Below are 16,371 nucleotides of genomic sequence, written 5' to 3'. Positions count from 1 at the left end.
CGATGTAACGGCAGCAGTTGTCCGTGCGGACAGCACACGGGTCGGGCGAAGAGGGCTCAGGCGGCGACGGTGATCGCGGCCGACTCTGCGGGCAGCACGAGCGTGCCGCTGTCGAGCGCGACGCCCTGCGCGGTGGTGAGCACCAGCGACCCGGCCGCCTCGACGCGGGCCTCGGCCTCGCCGAGGTTCACGGCGACGCTCACGCCGCCGCGGCGGAGCACCAACGTGCCAGCCGCGTCGTTCGCGACGGCAGTGATCGTCGGGAAGCGTGGATCCGTCAGCTCCGGCAGCCGGTGGCGGAGGTCGATGAGCCGGCGGTGCAGGTCGAGCAGCGCGGCGTGCGCCCCGCCCTCGGGCTCCGTCCAGTCGAGCTTCGAGCGCGTGAACGTCTCCGGATCCTGCGGGTCCGGCACGATCGCCGGGTCCCAGCCCATCTTCGCGAACTCCGCGATGCGGCCCTCCGCCGTCGCCTTCCCGAGCTCGGGCTCGGGGTGCGAGGTGAAGAACTGCCACGGCGTGGACGCGCCCCACTCCTCGCCCATGAAGAGCATCGGCGTGAACGGCGTCGTGAGGTTCAGCACCGCGCCGATAGCGAGCCGGGCGGGGGAGAGGGTCTCGGACAGTCGGTCGCCGGTCGCCCGGTTGCCGATCTGGTCGTGGTCCTGCGCGAAGGTGACGAGGCGGTGCGCCGGCAGGGTGAGCCGGTCGATGGGCCGGCCGTGGTGCCGCTCCCGGAAGCTCGAGAAGGTGCCGTCGTGGAAGAAGCCGTGGGTCAGCACCCGCTGGAGCACGCCGAGCCCGGCGAAGTCCCCGTAGTACCCGGTCGTCTCGCCGGTCAGGGCGACGTGGAGCGCGTGGTGGAAGTCGTCGCTCCACTGCGCGTCGAGCCCGTAGCCGTGCGCCTCGCGCGAGGTGATGAGCCGCGCGTCGTTCATGTCCGACTCGGCGATGAGGGTGAGCGGCCGGCGCAGGTGCGCCGACAGCACGGCGACCTCCTCGGCCATCTGCTCGAGCACGTGCTTCGCACGGTGGTCCACGAGCGCGTGCACCGCGTCGAGGCGCAGGCCGTCCACGTGGTAGTCGCGCAGCCACATCAGCGCGTTCTCGATGATGTACGCGCGCACCTCGTCGGAGTCGGGGCCGTCGAGGTTCACCGAGGCGCCCCAGGTGTTGCCGCCGGCCTCCGCGAGGTAGGGCCCGTACTCGGGCAGGTAGTTCCCGGATGCGCCGAGATGGTTGTAGACCACGTCCTGGATGACGGCGAGGCCGCGCTGGTGGCAGGCGTCGACGAACCGCTGGTAGGCGGCCGGGCCGCCGTAGGTCTCCTGCACGGCGTACCAGAGCACCCCGTCGTAGCCCCAGTTGTGCGTGCCGTTGAAGGCGTTGACCGGCAGCACCTCGACGAAGTCGACGCCGAGCGCGACGAGGTGGTCGAGTCGCTCGATGGCGGAGTCGAGGGTCCCCTCGGGCGTGAACGTGCCGATGTGCAGCTCGTAGATCACGCCGCCGGCGAGCGGGCGGCCGGTCCAGGCGTCGTCCTGCCACCGGTGCTCGGCCGGGTCGAAGCGCTGTGAGGACTCGTGCACGCCGCGCGGCTGGCGCCGGGAGCGCGGGTCTGGCAGCACCCGGTCGTCGTCGCCGAGCAGGTAGCCGTACTCGGCGTCGGGCGCGACGTCGGCGAGCCCGCCCTCGGCGGGCGCCCACCAGCCGTCGTCCCCGCGGACGAGGTCGTGGTCGGCGCCCAGCACGCGCACACGGACGCGCTCCGGCTTCGGTGCCCAGACGGCGAGCGGGTGACGGATCGTCACGGCTTCCCTCCTTCGGTGACGAGCAGCGCGACGGGGTACTGCGCGAGCAGGTCGGCGACGCGCAGCGCGCCGCCCGGGTGCTCGTGCCCGGTGAGCACGTCGCGGACGGGCGCGGAGCCGACGTCCAGCGTGGTGTCGCCCCAGCCGCCCGCCTCGGCGAGGTGCACGGGCAGGCGCGTCGCGAGGGTGATCGCGCCGCCGCGGTCGAACGCGACGAGGTGGTCGGCGGCGGGGCCGGACGCGGTCAGCGGCGTGTACCCGGTGAACAGCTCGGGCCGGGCTCGGCGCAGTCGGAGCGCTTGCGCGACGACGAGCAGCTTGACGGCACCGGTCTCGTCGATCGGCGGCAGCGCGCCGGCGTCGATCTCGCGGAGCAGCTGCCGGCGCCTCGCGTAGTCGACCGGGCGCCGGTTGTCGGGGTCGACCAGCGACGTCTCCCAGAGCTCGCTGCCCTGGTAGACGTCGGGCACGCCCGGCGCCGTGAGCTGCAGCAGCTTCATCGAGAGGCTGTTCGACCACCCGGCCGCGGCGAGGCTCGTGGCCACCCGCTCGACGAGCGCGTACACGGCGTCGTCGTCGTAGACGAGGTCGACCGCGGCGTGCATCCGCGCCTCGAACTCCTCATCGGGGGCGGTCCACGTCGTCGAGACGCCGGCCTCCCGGGAGGCCTTCTCGGCGTAGGCGTGCAGCCGGTCGCGCTCGATGGGCCAGGCGCCGACGGCGGCCTGCCACAGCAGGTTCGCGAAGGTCGTATCTCCGATCGGTGCCGCGGCCTCGAGCGCGGCGAGCGCCTCGGCCCACTCGGCCGGCACCTCGGCCAGCACGTCGATCCGGGCGCGGACGTCCTCGCCGCGCTTCGTGTCGTGCGTCGACAGCGTGGTCATCGCCGCGGGCCACTGCTCCTGCCGCCCGGCCATGCGGGCGTGGAATCGGTCGACGTCCTCGCTGAACATGTTCGGCTCGCCGCCGACCTCGGTGAGGCTCGTGAGGCGGGAGTAGCGGTAGAACGCGGTGTCCTCCACGCCCTTCGCCATCACCATGCCGGAGGTCTGCTGGAAGCGCTTCGAGATCGGCGAGTCGACCTCCTTCAGCAGCCGGACGACGGACGCCACCTCGGTGGCGAGGTCGGGCCGGCGCCGGCTCGCCTCGGCGGCCGCCTCGTCGAGGTATGCCTCGCCGAAGGGCAGGTAGGTGCGGTACACGGGGAAGCAGGTGAGCAGCTCGCCGACCGCGTCGGCGAGGCGCTCGGGGTCGTCGTCCGTCTGCCACACGCCCTCGCGCACGAGGCGGAGCACCTCGGAGTGCAGGATGCCGTCGGCGACCTCGCGCTTGGTGGTGTGGATGAGGTCGTGCCAGTCGACGGGCTCGTCCGCGAGCCGGTCGGCGAGCTCGGTGAGCGGCCGCTCGCCCGACGGGTCGACCAGCACCCGGTCGAAGTCGCCGAGCGCGTCGTAGCCGGTGGTGCCGTCCGTCGCCCAGAAGTCGGGCAGCGGCTCGTCGCCCTCGAGGATCTTCTCCACGAGGACGTAGACGCCCTCTCGGGGTGTCTGCCCATCAGGCGCTGCGACGCCGCCCGTCGCCTCGGCGAGGCGGTCGAGGTACGCCCCCGGGTCGAGCAGCCCGTCCGGGTGGTCGATCCGCAGGCCGTCGACGAGGCCGCGGCGCACCCAGTCGAGGATCGCGGCGTGCGACTCGTCGAACACCCACGGCACCTCGACCCGCAAGCCGGCGAGGGTGTTCACCGCGAAGAACCGGCGGTAGTTCAGATCGGCGTCGGCGCGGCGCCAGTCGACGAGCTCGTAGTGCTGCCGCGCGTGCACCGTCCGCGCATCCGCTCCGTCGTCGGCGGTGCCGGGCGCGATCGGGTACCGGTCGTCGTAGTAGGCGAGCCGGCCGTCCTCGATCGTCAGCGCGCTGAGGTCCTCGGCGCTGCCGAGCACCGGGATCCGGATGCGCCCGTTCCCGAAGTCCCAGTCGACGTCGAACGCCTCGGCGTACTTCGACTCCCGGCCGTGGGTGAGCAGGTCCCACCACCACGGGTTCGCCTTCGGCGTCGCGACGCCCATGTGGTTCGGCACGATGTCGACGAGCACCCCGAGCCCCGCCCCGTGCGCCGCGTTCGCCGCCTCGACGAGGCCTTCATCCCCACCCCGCGCCGGGTCGACCCGGTCGTGCCGGATCACGTCGTAGCCGTGGTCCGAGCCCGGCTCCGCCTCGAGCAGCGGCGACAGGTAGACCCAGTCCGCCCCGAGCTCGGCCAGGTAGTCGGTGAGCTCGGCGACCGAGTGCAGGTCGAAGGCGTGCCGCACCTGCACCCGGTAGGTCGAGACGGGCGTGCGCGGGGTGTGACGCGGGCTCATCGAGCGGCCGTCCCTCCGGTGGTGCTGGTGGTCGCGTTCGAGGCGCCGGTGCCGGCGGCGAACCCGGCCAGCGACGCGGCGACCGAGTGGTCCGGCTCCACGTCCGGCTCCTGGTGGGCCTGCAGCACGACGAGCGACCGGGCGTCGACGGTGAGCGTCTTGCCCGCCTTCAGCGCGCCCTGGTCGACGTTGCGGCCACCGGTGTCGACGACGACGTCCCACGCCGCGTTGAAGGAGCGCGCAGGCAGCTTGCACTTGACCGCGCCCTCGGCGGCGTTGAAGTAGAGCAGGAAGTCGGAGTCGGTGATCCGCTCGCCGCGTGCATCGCGGTCCCGGATGCCCTCGCCGTTCAGGTAGACGCCGACCGCCTTGCCGAACCCGCTGTCCCAGTCCTCGGATTGCATCTCGGTGCCGTCGGGCCGGAGCCACATGATGTCGGGCTTCGGGGCGCCCTCCTCCCGCTTCGCCGGGCGGCCGGTGAAGTAGCGCCCGCGGCGGAAGATCGGGTGCTCGCGGCGCAGCCGGGAGACCGCGGCCGTGAACTCGATGAGCGGCTGGTCGGCCTGGTCCCAGTGCACCCAGCTGATCTCGCTGTCCTGCGCGTAGGAGTTGTTGTTGCCGCCCTGCGTGCGGCCGAGCTCGTCGCCGTGCAGGATCATCGGCACGCCCTGGCTGAGCAGCAGGGTGCCGAGGAAGTTGCGCTGCTGGCGCGCACGCAGCGCGAGCACCGCCTGGTCGTCGGTCTCGCCCTCCACGCCCGAGTTCCAGGAGCGGTTGTGCGACTCGCCGTCGTTGCCGTCCTCGCCGTTCGCCTCGTTGTGCTTCTCGTTGTAGGAGACGAGGTCGCGGATGGTGAACCCGTCGTGCGCGGTGACGAAGTTGATCGACGCGACCGGGCGGCGGCCGGAGTTCTCGTAGAGGTCCGCGGATCCGGTGAGCCGGGCGGCGAACTCGCCGAGGGTCGACGGCTCGCCGCGCCAGAAGTCGCGCACGGTGTCGCGGAACTTGCCGTTCCACTCCGTCCACTGCGGGGGGAAGTTGCCGACCTGGTAGCCGCCGGGGCCGATGTCCCACGGCTCGGCGATGAGCTTGACCTGGCTGACCACCGGGTCCTGCTGCACGAGCTCGAAGAAGGTGGAGAGCCGGTCGACCTCGTAGAACTCGCGCGCGAGGGTGGCGGCGAGGTCGAAGCGGAAGCCGTCGACGTGCATCTCGGTGACCCAGTAGCGCAGCGAGTCCATGATCAGCTGCAGCGCGTGCGGGTGCCGCACGTTGAACGAGTTCCCCGTGCCCGTGTAGTCCATGTAGTAGCGCTTGTCGTCGTCGACGAGGCGGTAGTAGGCCGCGTTGTCGATGCCGCGGAACGACAGGGTCGGGCCCATGTGGTTCCCCTCGGCGGTGTGGTTGTAGACCACGTCGAGGATCACCTCGATGCCGGCGGCGTGCAGAGACCGCACCATCGACTTGAACTCCTGCACCTGCTGACCGAGCTGGCCGGTGGCCGCGTACTCGTTGTGCGGCGCGAAGAAGCCGATGGTGTTGTAGCCCCAGTAGTTGCGGAGGCCCTTGTCGAGCAGCGTGGAGTCCTGCACGAACTGGTGCACCGGCATCAGCTCGACCGCGGTGACGCCGAGCTTCTGCAGGTGCTCGATGACCGCGGGGTGGGCGACGCCGGCGTAGGTGCCCCGGTCCTCCTCGGGGACGTCGGGGTGCAGCTCGGTGAGGCCCTTCACGTGGGCCTCGTAGATCACCGACTCCTTGTAGGGGATGCGCGGGGTGCGGTCGCCCGTCCAGTCGAAGAAGGGGTTGATGACCACGGAGAGCATCACGTGGCCGGCCGAGTCCTCGTCGTTGCGGGAGTCGGGGTCGCCGAAGGTGTACGAGAAGAGGGACTGGTCCCAGTCGAACTCGCCGACCGTCGCCTTCGCATACGGGTCCATCAGGACCTTGTTGCGGTTGCAGCGCGAGCCGTTCTCGGGGTCGTACGGGCCGGTGATCCGGTAGCCGTACCGCTGGCCGGGCTGCACCTGCGGCAGGTAGCAGTGCCAGACGTACGCGTCGACGTCGATCAGCTCGACGCAGGTCTCGGTGCCGTCCTCCTCGAAGAGGCACAGCTCGACCTTCTCGGCGACCTCCGAGTAGATGGCGAAGTTGGTGCCGCTGCCGTCGAACGTCGCCCCGAGGGGATAGGCGGTACCGGGCCAGGTCTGCACGGGAGATCTCCTTGTCCTGTCGCGCACGCCATCGACGATGGCCGGGGCGCGGGCGACGGATCACGGTACCGGGGCCCCACGACGGGAATCACCGGATCCGCTGGACCCCGGCGCTCACCCAGGAACGTCTCAGGAACGCGATCGGCGGCGCACGGGAGGGCAGGGCTAGCGTGCTGGTCATGAGTGATCTCGCCGTCCAGCTCGCGAACACCGTCAAGTCCTTCGGGGTGAAGGCCGTCTACGGGGAGTCCCAGGACATCGAGGGCACCACCTTCGTTCCCGTCGCCCTCATCGCCTACGGCTTCGGCGCCGGGGAGGGCGACGACGGCGAGGGCACCGGCAGCGGCGGTGGCGGCGGCGGGTACACGCTGCCGATCGGCGCCTACGTCGGCGACAGCCTCGGCGTGCGCTTCCAGGCGAACCCCGTCGCGCTGCTGGCCGTCGGCATCCCGTTCGTGTGGGTGGCGGGCAAGTCCCTCGCCCTCGTGATCAAAGCGCTGAAGAAGTAGCCCGCGGCGCAGGGCCGACCTCCCTGCATGCCTAGAATCCGGCGTGACCGAACTGGGGACGCGCCGAGCGCTCGCCTGCGCGGCAGGCGTCGCTGCCGCTGCTGCCGCGATCGGCGCGGGGGAGCTCGTCGCGGCGGTGCTGCATCCGTCCGCGAGCCCGCTGCTGTCCGTGGGGTCGTTCGTGATCGATCTCACGCCCGGGTTCCTCAAGGAGACCGTCATCCGCGCCTTCGGGACCGGTGACAAGCCCTTCCTCCTCATCGTCCTGCTCGTGCTGCTGCTGGTGCTCGGCGCGGTCGCCGGGCTCCTCGAGCTGCGCCGCGCGCCGCTCGGACGCGTCCTCATCGTCGTGGTCGGCCTCGTGGCCGCCGGCGCCGCGGCGACCCGCCACGGTGCGTCGGTCGTCGACGTGACGCCATCGCTCGTCGACCTCGTGGTCGGGGTGTTCGTGCTCGCGCTGCTGGTGGGGCGCCTCCGCCCGCGCGCGGCGGGCGAGGCCGGGCCCACGCGACGCGGTCTCGTGATCGCGACGGTCGTGACCGCGGCCGCCGGCGCGCTCGCAGGCTGGGGCGCATCCGCCGCGACCGCGGGGAGCCGCCGGGTCGCGAGCGCGATCGCCCGCGTGCGCCTGCCGAAGCCCGTGGCCACCGTGGAGCCGCTGCCCGCCGGCGTCTCGGTCGGTGTGCCGGGGGTCGCCCCGTTTCTCACCCCGACCGCGGACTTCTACCGGATCGACATCAGCCTCTCGCCGCCCCAGGTCGACCCGTCCAGCTGGCAGCTCGAGGTCACCGGAGAGGTCGAGCAGCCGTTCCGCATCACCTACGCCGAGCTGCTCGCGATGGGGCTCTCCGAGAGCCGGACCACGCTGATGTGCGTCTCGAACGAGGTCGGCGGCGGCCTGATCAGCACCGCCACGTGGCTCGGGGTGCCCATCCGCGACCTCCTCGCGCGGGCGCGCCCGAAGGCGGGCGCGGACATGGTGCTGTCGACCGGCGCTGACGGCTTCACCGCGAGCAGCCCGCTCTCCGCGCTCACCGACGGCCGGAACGCGATCCTGGCCGTCGGGATGAACGGCGAGGTGCTGCCGAACCTGCACGGCTTCCCGGTGCGGATGGTCGTGCCGGGTCTCTACGGGTACGTGTCGGCGACGAAGTGGCTGCAGTCCCTCCAGGTCACCCGCTACTCGGAGGCGACGGCGTACTGGACGAACCGCGGCTGGTCCGAGAAGGGGCCGGTGAAGGTGTCGAGCCGGATCGACGTTCCCGGGCGCTCCGTCGCACCCGGCGTCGTGGCGGTCGCCGGCGTCGCGTGGGCGCAGCACACCGGGATCGCCCGGGTGCAGCTGCAGATCGACGACGGGCCCTGGCGCGACTGCGAGCTCGGCACCGAGGCGTCGATCGACGTGTGGCGGCAGTGGAAGTACCGCTGGATCGCCGAGCGCGGCACCCACACGCTGCGGGTGCGCGCCACCGACCGGAACGGGCTCGTGCAGACGGCGAAGGTCGCGGACGTGGTGCCGGACGGTGCCACCGGCCTGCACACCGTGCAGGTGCAGGTCGGCTGAGGCCGGGTCAGACCACGAGTCCGTAGAGCGCCGCGTCGTAGCGCTCGGCGCCGACGCGGAAGGCGCCGGTCAGCACGCCCTCGAGCGCGAAGCCCGTCCGCTCGGCGACGGCGCGGCTCCGCTCGTTGTGCACCGCCGTGCGGATCTCGAACCGGCGGATGCCGCGTTCCTCGGCGAGGTGCCGCACGACGGCCCGAACCCCGCGGGTGACGAGACCGCGCCCCTCGAAGCCTTCGTCGATCCAGTACCCGAGCTCGGCGCTCTCGCGCTGCAGATCGATCCGGGCGCCGAGGCTGCCGACGAGCGCGCCGCCCTGCAGGATCGCCAGCGGCAGGGCTCGGCCCTCCGCGAACGCAGCCAGCTGGATGCGCGTGTAGGCGCGGGTCGCCCCGTCCTGGAGGTCGGGGATCGCCCAGTCCTCCCAGTGCCGGAGCCGGTCGAGGTTCGCCGCCGTCAGCCGGTGCATCGGGGCCGCGGTGGTGAGGTCGCGGAGGGCGAGCGCGCCGCCGTCACCCAGTTCGTGCTGGAGGAACGCCACTGTCACAGCAGCCCGTCGGCGAGCTCCGCGAGGAGGTCGAGGTCGGACATGTCGATGGTCTGCAGGTAGACGCGGGCGGCGCCGAGCTCCGCGTAGCGGCCGATCCGGTCGGCGACCTCGCTGATCGTGCCGCCGAGGTTCACGGCTCGCAGGTGCTCGGGGTCGGCACCGATCCGCTCGGCCCGCGCGCGGAACGCGCCCTCGGTGCGGCCCACGGCCACGGGCTGGGCGATCGAGTAGCGCAGGTCTGTCCGGCTCCGGCCGGCCGCTTCCGCCGCGTCACCGACGCGGCGGAAGGCCGCCTCGATCGTGGGCTCGTCGACGAAGCCCGCGTTGTACTCGGCGGCGTAGCGGGCGGCGAGCGCCGGGGTCCTGGTGGGGCCGAGGCCGCCGACGATGAGCGGCAGCGGCCGCTGCACCGGCTTGGGCAGCGCGGGGGAGTCGGTGAGCCGGTAGTGCTCGCCTTCGAACGAGAAGGTCTCCCCGAGCGGGGTGGACCAGAGGCCGGTGACGACGGCGAGCTGCTCCTCGAGCAGCCCGAAGCGCTTCGCCGGGAACGGGATGCCGTAGGCCTGGTGCTCGGCCTCGAACCAGCCGGTACCGAGCCCGAGCTCCGCCCGGCCGCCCGACATCGCGTCGACCTGCGCGACCTGGATGGCGAGGATCCCCGGATGCCGATAGGTCGCGCTCGAGACGAGGGTGCCGAGCCGCACACGCTCGGTCTCGCGGGCGAGGCCGGCGAGCGTCGTCCACGCATCCGTCGGGCCCGGCATGCCGTCCGTGCCGCCCATGTGGCCCATGTGCAGGTAGTGGTCGCTGCGGAACCAGCCGTGGAAGCCGAGCTGCTCGGCGGTGCGCGCGTGCGCGAGCTGGGTCAGGTAGTCGGCTCCCTGCTGGGGCTCCGTGAAGACGCACAGTTCCATGCCCGCCAGCGTATGCTCGGCCCTTCACGGGAGTCCGGTGAGCCGGGCTGAGAGGAAGCTGATCCAAGCTTCGACCGTGGGGCTGCGGGGGACCGCGCCCCGGAACCTGATCCGGATCATGCCGGCGCAGGGAGGCTCTCCATCCGCCCGTGCCTGAGGAAGGGCACGTGATCCATATGACTGTTCTCGACCGTCCACGGACCACCTGGCGGGTGGTCGACATCGTCGTGGCGAGCGTGATCGCCGCCGCCTGCAGCGTCGTGTTCATCGCCTGGGGCGTCGCCTACCAGGGGCCCGCCACCCTGCTGACCCCGCTGCTGCCGGGCCTGCAGGGCCTGGTCAACGGGCCGTGGCTGTTCGCCGGGGTGCTCGCGGGCCTCATCGTGCGCCGCCCCGGTGCGGCGATCTACGCCGAGCTCGTCGCCGCAGTGATCGAGGCGCTCGTCGGCAACCAGTGGGGCGTGACCACGCTGATCTCCGGGCTCGCGCAAGGCCTCGGCGCCGAGCTGGTCTTCGCGGTGTTCCTCTACCGCGGCTTCGGCCCGGGCGTCGCGTTCCTCGCCGGCGCCGGCGCGGGACTCGGCGAGACCGTCGTCGACCTGCTCCTCTACTACCCGGGCTCGAAGCCGGTGTTCGTCGTGGTCTACGCGATCTCGACGATGCTCTCGGGCGCGGTGTTCGGGTTCCTCTCCTTGCTGCTCGTGCGGGCGCTGGCGCGCACCGGCGCGCTCGCCCGCTTCGCCGCCGGTCGCGACGCGAAGCGCGTCGGCTAGCGGATGACCCGGCCGGCCGCGATCGAGGCGCGCGGATGGGGATGGCGGCACGCCGGCCGCCGGCCCTGGGCGCTCGACGGCCTCGACCTGGCTGTGCAGCCGGGGGAGCGCGTGCTGCTGCTCGGCCCTTCTGGCAGCGGCAAGTCGACGCTGCTCGCCGCGCTCGCCGGGGTGCTGGCCGAGGACCAGGGTGAGTCGCGGGGCAGCCTGACGATCGACGGACGCCCACCGCGGTCGGTCCCGGGCCGGGCGGGACTCGTGCTGCAGGACCCGCAGTCGCAGGTGATCCTGCCCCGCGTGGGCGATGACGCCGCGTTCGGCGCCGAGAACCTCGGGGTGCCCGCGGACGAGGTGCGCACGCGGGTCGCCGCGGCGCTCGCCGCGGTGGGCCTGGACGTGCCGCTCGACGCATCCGCGACCCGGCTGTCGGGCGGGCGGCAGCAGCGCCTCACGCTCGCCGGGGTGCTCGCGATGCGGCCGGGCCTCGTGCTGCTCGACGAGCCGACGGCGAGCCTCGATCCCGACGGCGTCACCGAGGTGCGCGACGCGGTGGCTGCGGCGGTCCGCGCCACCGGCGCCACCCTGCTCGTCGTCGAGCACCGCGTCGCCGTCTGGCGGGACGTCGTGGACCGCGTGGTCGTGCTCGGCCCGGGCGGCGCGGTGCTCGCCGACGGGGCGCCGGCGGCGGTGCTCGACACGGCCGGCGAGCGGCTCGCGGCGCAGGGGATCTGGGTGCCGGGACGGTCGCCGGTGGTCTCCCGGCCGCAGGCTCCCGCCGCGGAGGCGCTCCTCGGGACGCACGACCTGGTCGTCGGGCGTGACCGGCGGCCCGTGCTCGGCGTGGACGACCTCGCACTCGAGTCCGGCCGCCTCGCCGCCATCACCGGGCCGAACGGCGTCGGCAAGACCACGCTCGCGCTCACGCTCGGCGGCCTGATCCGCCCGGTCGCGGGGGAGGTCGTGCCGTCGGCCGCGCTCGCCGCGGGACTCCGCGGGGGACCGGTCACCTGGCGCTCGCGGCAGCTGCTGTCCCGGATCTCGGTCGTGTTCCAGTCGCCGCAGCACCAGTTCCTCGCCGGTACCGTGCGCGACGAGCTCGCGATCGGCCTCCGCGCGCTCCGTCGGTCGCCGGCCGAGGTGGCGGCGCGCGTCGACGAGCTGCTGGAGCGACTCGACCTGGTGCGGCTGGCCGAGGCGAACCCGTTCACGCTGTCGGGCGGGCAGCAGCGGCGGCTGTCCGTCGGCAGCGCGCTCGCCGCCGCACCGCGGCTCCTGCTGCTCGACGAGCCGACCTTCGGGCAGGACGCGCTCACGTGGGCGTCGCTCGTCACGTTGCTGCTGGAGGCCGTCGCGGACGGCTCCGGCGTGGTGGCGGTCACCCATGACGAGGAGCTCGCGGCGCTCGCCGGCGACCGCATCGCCCTCGCGCCGGTGCGGGCGGTGCTGGCGTGACCGCGCTCGTCGAGCGGATCAACCCGCTGACGGCCCTCGGAGTCGCGCTGCTCGTCGACCTCGTGCTGCTCGCGAGCGTCGATGTCGTCACCGCCGCGACCGCCGTGCTCCTGGAGCTGCTCCTCCTTCCGCTGAGCGGTGTGCCGGTGCGCACCCTCCTGCGTCGATCGGGGGTGCTCGTGGTGGCCGCACTGGTCGCGGGCGTCACGATCGCGCTCTACGGGCGCACGGCCGGCGTCGTGCACCTCAGCTGGGGGCTGGTCGAGGTGAGTGACGGGTCGCTGCAGCTCGCCCTCGCCATCGCCCTGCGGATCCTCGCGATCGGCCTTCCCGCGGTCGTACTGCTCTCAGGCATGGACGCGACGCGGCTCGCCGACGCGCTCGGTGGCCGCCTGCGCCTGCCGGCCCGCTTCGTGCTCGCGGGGCTCGCCGCCGTGCGGCTCGCCGAGGTGTTCGGCGAGGACTGGCGCACGATCGCCCTCGCCCGACGGGCCCGCGGCGTCGGCGACGGGAACCGCATCCGCCGGCTGCCGTCCCAGGTGTTCGCGCTGCTCGTCGTGGCCCTGCGCCGGGCCACGCTGCTCGCCACCGCGATGGAGGCGAGAGGTCTCGGTGCCGCCCACCACCGCACCTGGTCGAGGCCGTCGCCGTTCGGGCGGCCGGACGTGGGCGTGCTGGTCGCCGGGCTGCTGGTCGCCGGGGTGGCCGTCACGGTCGGCGTCGCGACCGGGAGCTACCGTGTCGTCCTCACCTGAGGACGCCGTCGGACGGATCGGCGCCGCAGCGCTGCTCGATCAGGTCCGGGCGCGATTCGGCGCGGGCGTGCTGCTGATCGACGGCCGATCGGGCAGCGGCAAGACCACGCTGGCACGGTGGCTGGCGCCGCGGCTCGGGGCCCGGGTACTCCAGATGGAGGAGCTCTACTGCGGCTGGGACGGTCTGGACCGGGCCGCCGGGGTGCTCGCCGAGCGGGTGCTGCCCGCGTTCGCGGCCGGCCGTGTGGCGTCGTGGCCTCGGTGGGACTGGGCGGAGGGCCGGGTCGACGGCACCGGCTTCCTGCGACCCGGTGGCCGGCTGATCGTCGAGGGCTGCGGAGCACTCACTGCGGCGTCCCGGCCGTTCGCCGGGCTCGCGCTGCTTCTCGACGTGGACCCGGTGGTGCGCTCGTGGCGGATCCGCCGGCGCGATCCCGCGGGCGCGCTACCCGGCCACCAGCGGTGGGCCGCGCAGGAGCAGCGGCAGCGCGCGCGGGAGACGATGCGTGCCCTTGCGGATCTCGTGCTGGTCGGCGGGGTGGGTCTGCCGATGCGCTTGCCGGACGAGCCGGCCCTCCCTGCAGATCTCTGCTGAGCATCCCGACAGCCCGCTGCGCTACCGTCGCGGCATGACTGCGAGCATCCCGTCCGCCGAGCCCAACCGATACGTCGCCGAGTACGTCGACGGGCCGCTCGAGGGCACCACGGAGCACCGGTACCTCATCGACGGCAAGACCGAGGAGCGCGTCACCCAGATGGCGCTCGTCGACGGCACCGACGGCCTCTACGACTACGTCGCGGGCGACCGACGCGAGCTGAACGGTGAGCAGTACGTGCAGTTCCGCTTCGACCCGAAGGACAGCGACACGCTGCAGGGTCAGGCGAACGCCAACGAGGAGTCCCGCCACATCTGACCCGCCTCATCGGCGGGGTCGGCTCTCTGGCACGGACGGCGCCGGCGCCCCTCGCCGGAGCCTCGGTCCGAGCATCAGCCCGGGGGCGCAGTACTCCTCGCCGTGCGGATGCGGTGCTGCTGCATCCGGTGGCGTTTCAACGGTGTCCCGCCCCAGCGTTTCGGGACGAGGTGGGGGACGTGTTCGTGGATGCGGATCTCCCACTCGTCGGTGGAGTGGATGAGGTGGTGGTGGAACGAGCAGAGCAGGATGCCGTTCTCGATGTCGGAGCGGCCGTGGTCGCGTTTCCACCACGCGATGTGGTGTGCCTCGGTCCAGGCGACCGGGGCTCGGCAGCCGGGGAACGCGCACCCGCCGTCTCGGGCGGCCAGTGCCCGGCGTTGGGCGCGGCTGAAGCCGCGCTTCTTCCGGCCCAGGTGGAGTGGTTCGCCGTCCTTCCCGGTGACCACGAGTCGGGTCCGTCCGGCGCATTCGAGTCGTTCGACCGAGGGGATGGAGATGCGGCCGAGGACCCCGTCGATCCAGCCGCAGCCTTCCCGGTTGGCGAGGTCGGCCGCGTCGACGTGGATCACGACCTCGGGCTCGGGTGCCTTGCTTGGTCGGTCGGGGTCGACGCCGAGGCCGGCTCTGAGGATCGCGAAGATGGGCCCCCGCTGCCGGTTCCGACGCGCCGCGGAGCGGCGTGGCGGCCGTGCAGTAGGGGAGCGTGGTCGAACTGGGCCTTCGTCCTGTCGTCGCCGACTTCGTGCCATTCGGTGTCGTCGTCGCAGTCCTCGGCCGGTTGCTGCTTCCACTGCACACCCCGCCGGTTCGCGTCGAAGATCGCCCGCAGCAGCGCGGTCTCCTCCGTCGCGGTCAGCAGCACACTGCGGGTGATCCCGTCAGGGCCTTCGATCCCGACCTTCACTCCCCGGTTCCGGTGCGCGGCGTCCTCCGCCGGCTTCGCCCCGTCGGGGTCGAGGCGGGCCTGCCACACCTCGGCCTGCACCCGCAGCAGATCCGGTGACGTCGACGTCGCGCTATCGACCAGTGCCTGCTCGGCGATCTCGAGTTCGGCAGCGTCAGCCCGGCGGGCGATCGACCCGAGTGCGTCCACGATCACGCGGGCGGCGTCGACGGTGATCGAGCCCGCTTGAAGTGCGGCGCCCACGTGTGCCCACCTGCCGGGCAGCTCTTCGCCTTGCATGGACAGTCGCGACCGGACCCGGAGGCCAAGTGCGGTGCGCTTCCGGGCTTCGCGTCCGCTGATGAGCAGCTCGCGGGCGAGCAGGTCGGTCGCGTCCCGGTCACCGGAACGTCGGGCGAGGCCGTGCTCACCCAGCTGCTCCCTCGACCGCCAGGCGATCTCCCCGGCGATCGCGACGCGACGGGCGTCGACGAGCCGGCCCAAGGCTTCCCACGCTTCGGCGTCCTCGAGCAGCTGCCGGTCACCCATCCCCACCGGACCGCACGGGACTTCACCGACGACGGTGGTCGCCTGCCCGAGCTCTCCGTGGTTCTGCATGCGCACATCGTGACACCGGCCACCGACACTCCCCAGCACTCGAGACACGCGATCGACCAGGGATTCGTTCTCCCCGGCAGTCCCGCCGGAAGACGCCTGTGGAGGAGAGGATCCGGCATGAACATGCGGCCATCCGCGGCCTCACGAGCCTGGGCCTACATCCATCCGACCGTCGCGCGGTACTTCTGGCGTCGCGCGGTACGCATGCGTACCGCTTGTTGCCATCCCCGTCGCACGGCCGTCACGCCGCTTCGCGTCGCGCCGGAACCGGCTCCGTGGGCCCACCAACCGCGCGACGGGCTCGGCGGTGCGATGAGCGCGGCTGGCGCGGAGCGCCGCTGAGGTGAGCGACGCGTGGATGGAACCGCTCAGGCCCACCCGAGCTCATGAAGGCGGTCGTCGTCGATGCCGTAGAAGTGCCCGATCTCGTGCACGAGCGTGGTGTGGATCTCGTCGCGCAGGTCGTCCTCGGTGTCGCACGCGGCGAGGTGCGGCAGGCGGAACACCACGATCCGGTCGGGCAGCTCCCCGAAGCCGTACCGGTCACGATGCGTGAGGTCGACGCCCTCGTAACGCCCGAGGAGGTCCTCGCCGTCCTCCGGCTCGTCCTCGATCACGAAGGCGACGTTCTCGAGGCCGTCCACCATCTCGTCGGGGAGCGCGTCGAGCTCGTCGATCACGATCGCTTCGAACGCCTCCGCGGAGAGCCAGGGCTCGGTCACAGCCGGCTCCGACTGACGACGAGGTAGCGCTCGTCCTCGGTCGGGGCGCCCCACAGCGCCGGATCCGGCAGTGGCGTCGTCGCGGCGGTCCGGCCCATCGTCTCGAGCATCCGCTCCACCTCCCCCGCGGCGAGCCCGCCGCCGGTCCACCAGCGGCCCTCGACGAGCACGAGCACACCGCCCGGCTTCAGGAGTGTCGACCACGCCTCCAGCGCAGCGGCCGGGTCGGGCATCGCCCAGAGCACGTGCCGCTCGAGCACCACGTCGAACGTCCCGGGCGCCAGGGGAGGGGCGGCGGCGTCGCCCAGGTGCCAGGCGATCTGCAGCCCTGCGGCG

At 72.8% G+C, this 16,371-nt stretch carries 15 protein-coding genes and 1 pseudogene; 7 read left to right on the top strand and 9 right to left on the bottom strand.

Translation table 11 applies throughout. From position 1 onward, the window contains the following. Positions 1 to 56: 56 nt before the first annotated feature. Genes treZ through glgX form a run of 3 tightly spaced genes read right to left on the bottom strand, consistent with a single transcriptional unit; the run spans position 57 to position 6,381 of the window. Positions 57 to 1,808 carry a malto-oligosyltrehalose trehalohydrolase gene (gene treZ / locus VIG76_RS11905; protein WP_331954391.1) on the bottom strand — a complete coding sequence of 584 codons (1,752 nt, stop codon included), beginning with the start codon at positions 1,806 to 1,808 and terminating at the stop codon, positions 57 to 59. Further along, positions 1,805 to 4,168, bottom strand: coding sequence for a malto-oligosyltrehalose synthase (gene treY, locus VIG76_RS11900; protein ID WP_331954389.1), 2,364 nt, complete (start codon positions 4,166 to 4,168; stop codon positions 1,805 to 1,807). The genes treZ and treY overlap by 4 nt, the downstream gene beginning before the upstream one ends. Next, complete coding sequence (gene glgX, locus VIG76_RS11895) at positions 4,165 to 6,381, bottom strand: glycogen debranching protein GlgX (RefSeq protein WP_331954387.1); 2,217 nt, start codon at positions 6,379 to 6,381, stop codon at positions 4,165 to 4,167. The genes treY and glgX overlap by 4 nt, the downstream gene beginning before the upstream one ends. A 179-nt stretch (positions 6,382 to 6,560) precedes the next feature. Between glgX and VIG76_RS11890 the strand changes: the two genes are divergently transcribed. Both VIG76_RS11890 and VIG76_RS11885 read left to right on the top strand, forming a co-directional pair. Continuing rightward, positions 6,561 to 6,890: a hypothetical protein gene (locus VIG76_RS11890; RefSeq protein ID WP_331954385.1), complete on the top strand. Its 330-nt coding sequence runs from the start codon at positions 6,561 to 6,563 to the stop codon at positions 6,888 to 6,890. A 43-nt stretch (positions 6,891 to 6,933) separates the two neighbouring features. Further along, complete coding sequence (locus VIG76_RS11885; protein WP_331954383.1) at positions 6,934 to 8,454, top strand: molybdopterin-dependent oxidoreductase; 1,521 nt, start codon at positions 6,934 to 6,936, stop codon at positions 8,452 to 8,454. A gap of 7 nt (positions 8,455 to 8,461) precedes the next feature. Here VIG76_RS11885 and VIG76_RS11880 read toward each other — a convergent pair whose 3' ends face one another. Together VIG76_RS11880 and VIG76_RS11875 are read right to left on the bottom strand one after the other, a co-directional pair. Continuing rightward, the gene (locus VIG76_RS11880) at positions 8,462 to 8,998 is read right to left on the bottom strand and encodes a GNAT family N-acetyltransferase (protein WP_331954381.1); all 537 of its coding nucleotides are present in this window, start codon (positions 8,996 to 8,998) and stop codon (positions 8,462 to 8,464) included. Then, positions 8,995 to 9,915, bottom strand: a complete 921-nt coding sequence (locus VIG76_RS11875) for an LLM class F420-dependent oxidoreductase (protein ID WP_331954379.1) — start codon at positions 9,913 to 9,915, stop codon at positions 8,995 to 8,997. The genes VIG76_RS11880 and VIG76_RS11875 overlap by 4 nt, the downstream gene beginning before the upstream one ends. Positions 9,916 to 10,091: 176 nt before the next feature. Here VIG76_RS11875 and VIG76_RS11870 point away from each other — a divergent pair, with 176 nt between their 5' ends. Genes VIG76_RS11870 through VIG76_RS11850 form a run of 5 tightly spaced genes read left to right on the top strand, consistent with a single transcriptional unit; the run spans position 10,092 to position 13,809 of the window. Next, complete coding sequence (locus VIG76_RS11870; RefSeq protein ID WP_331954377.1) at positions 10,092 to 10,688, top strand: ECF transporter S component; 597 nt, start codon at positions 10,092 to 10,094, stop codon at positions 10,686 to 10,688. Positions 10,689 to 10,691: 3 nt separating this feature from the next. Next, complete coding sequence (locus VIG76_RS11865; RefSeq protein WP_331954375.1) at positions 10,692 to 12,140, top strand: ABC transporter ATP-binding protein; 1,449 nt, start codon at positions 10,692 to 10,694, stop codon at positions 12,138 to 12,140. After that, positions 12,137 to 12,895 (top strand): energy-coupling factor transporter transmembrane component T family protein, encoded by a 759-nt coding sequence (locus VIG76_RS11860; RefSeq protein ID WP_331954373.1) that lies wholly within the window; start codon positions 12,137 to 12,139, stop codon positions 12,893 to 12,895. Before VIG76_RS11865 ends, VIG76_RS11860 begins: the two co-directional genes overlap by 4 nt. After that, positions 12,879 to 13,490 carry a nucleoside/nucleotide kinase family protein gene (locus VIG76_RS11855; protein ID WP_331954371.1) on the top strand — a complete coding sequence of 204 codons (612 nt, stop codon included), beginning with the start codon at positions 12,879 to 12,881 and terminating at the stop codon, positions 13,488 to 13,490. The genes VIG76_RS11860 and VIG76_RS11855 overlap by 17 nt, the downstream gene beginning before the upstream one ends. Positions 13,491 to 13,524: 34 nt before the next feature. Next, positions 13,525 to 13,809 (top strand): hypothetical protein, encoded by a 285-nt coding sequence (locus tag VIG76_RS11850; protein WP_331954369.1) that lies wholly within the window; start codon positions 13,525 to 13,527, stop codon positions 13,807 to 13,809. A gap of 74 nt (positions 13,810 to 13,883) precedes the next feature. On the opposite strand, the gene VIG76_RS11845 is transcribed toward VIG76_RS11850, so the two are convergent. From VIG76_RS11845 to VIG76_RS11830, 4 genes and pseudogenes are all read right to left on the bottom strand, one after another. Beyond that, the gene (locus tag VIG76_RS11845; RefSeq protein WP_414640637.1) at positions 13,884 to 14,561 is read right to left on the bottom strand and encodes a DUF222 domain-containing protein; all 678 of its coding nucleotides are present in this window, start codon (positions 14,559 to 14,561) and stop codon (positions 13,884 to 13,886) included. Between the two features lie 86 nt (positions 14,562 to 14,647). Next, a pseudogene (locus VIG76_RS15190) lies at positions 14,648 to 15,244 on the bottom strand (DUF222 domain-containing protein); the annotation flags it as partial. A 437-nt stretch (positions 15,245 to 15,681) separates the two neighbouring features. Further along, entirely contained in the window at positions 15,682 to 15,960 is a 279-nt protein-coding gene (locus VIG76_RS11835) for a metallopeptidase family protein (protein WP_331954548.1), read from the bottom strand. Positions 15,961 to 16,031: 71 nt separating this feature from the next. Further along, a partial coding sequence (locus VIG76_RS11830) for a class I SAM-dependent methyltransferase (RefSeq protein ID WP_331954365.1) occupies positions 16,032 to 16,371 on the bottom strand: 340 nt, incomplete at its 5' end.

Source organism: Amnibacterium sp., from assembly GCF_036559085.1.
Classification (GTDB): Bacteria; Actinomycetota; Actinomycetes; order Actinomycetales; family Microbacteriaceae; genus Amnibacterium.
Note: the sequence above shows the minus strand (reverse complement) of the source record. Positions and strands in the feature narration are given on the sequence as shown.

Bases quoted from the DNA above. Each gene is read 5' to 3' on its own strand.
- VIG76_RS11890 (WP_331954385.1), top strand. From the start codon at position 6,561: ATGAGTGATCTCGCCGTCCAGCTCGCGAACACCGTCAAGTCCTTCGGG.
- VIG76_RS11845 (WP_414640637.1), bottom strand. From the start codon at position 14,561: ATGGCACGAAGTCGGCGACGACAGGACGAAGGCCCAGTTCGACCACGC.
- VIG76_RS11835 (WP_331954548.1), bottom strand. From the start codon at position 15,960: ATGGTGGACGGCCTCGAGAACGTCGCCTTCGTGATCGAGGACGAGCCG.
- VIG76_RS11870 (WP_331954377.1), top strand. From the start codon at position 10,092: ATGACTGTTCTCGACCGTCCACGGACCACCTGGCGGGTGGTCGACATC.
- treY (WP_331954389.1), bottom strand. From the start codon at position 4,168: ATGAGCCCGCGTCACACCCCGCGCACGCCCGTCTCGACCTACCGGGTG.
- VIG76_RS11865 (WP_331954375.1), top strand. From the start codon at position 10,692: ATGACCCGGCCGGCCGCGATCGAGGCGCGCGGATGGGGATGGCGGCAC.
- VIG76_RS11850 (WP_331954369.1), top strand. From the start codon at position 13,525: ATGACTGCGAGCATCCCGTCCGCCGAGCCCAACCGATACGTCGCCGAG.
- VIG76_RS11875 (WP_331954379.1), bottom strand. From the start codon at position 9,915: ATGGAACTGTGCGTCTTCACGGAGCCCCAGCAGGGAGCCGACTACCTG.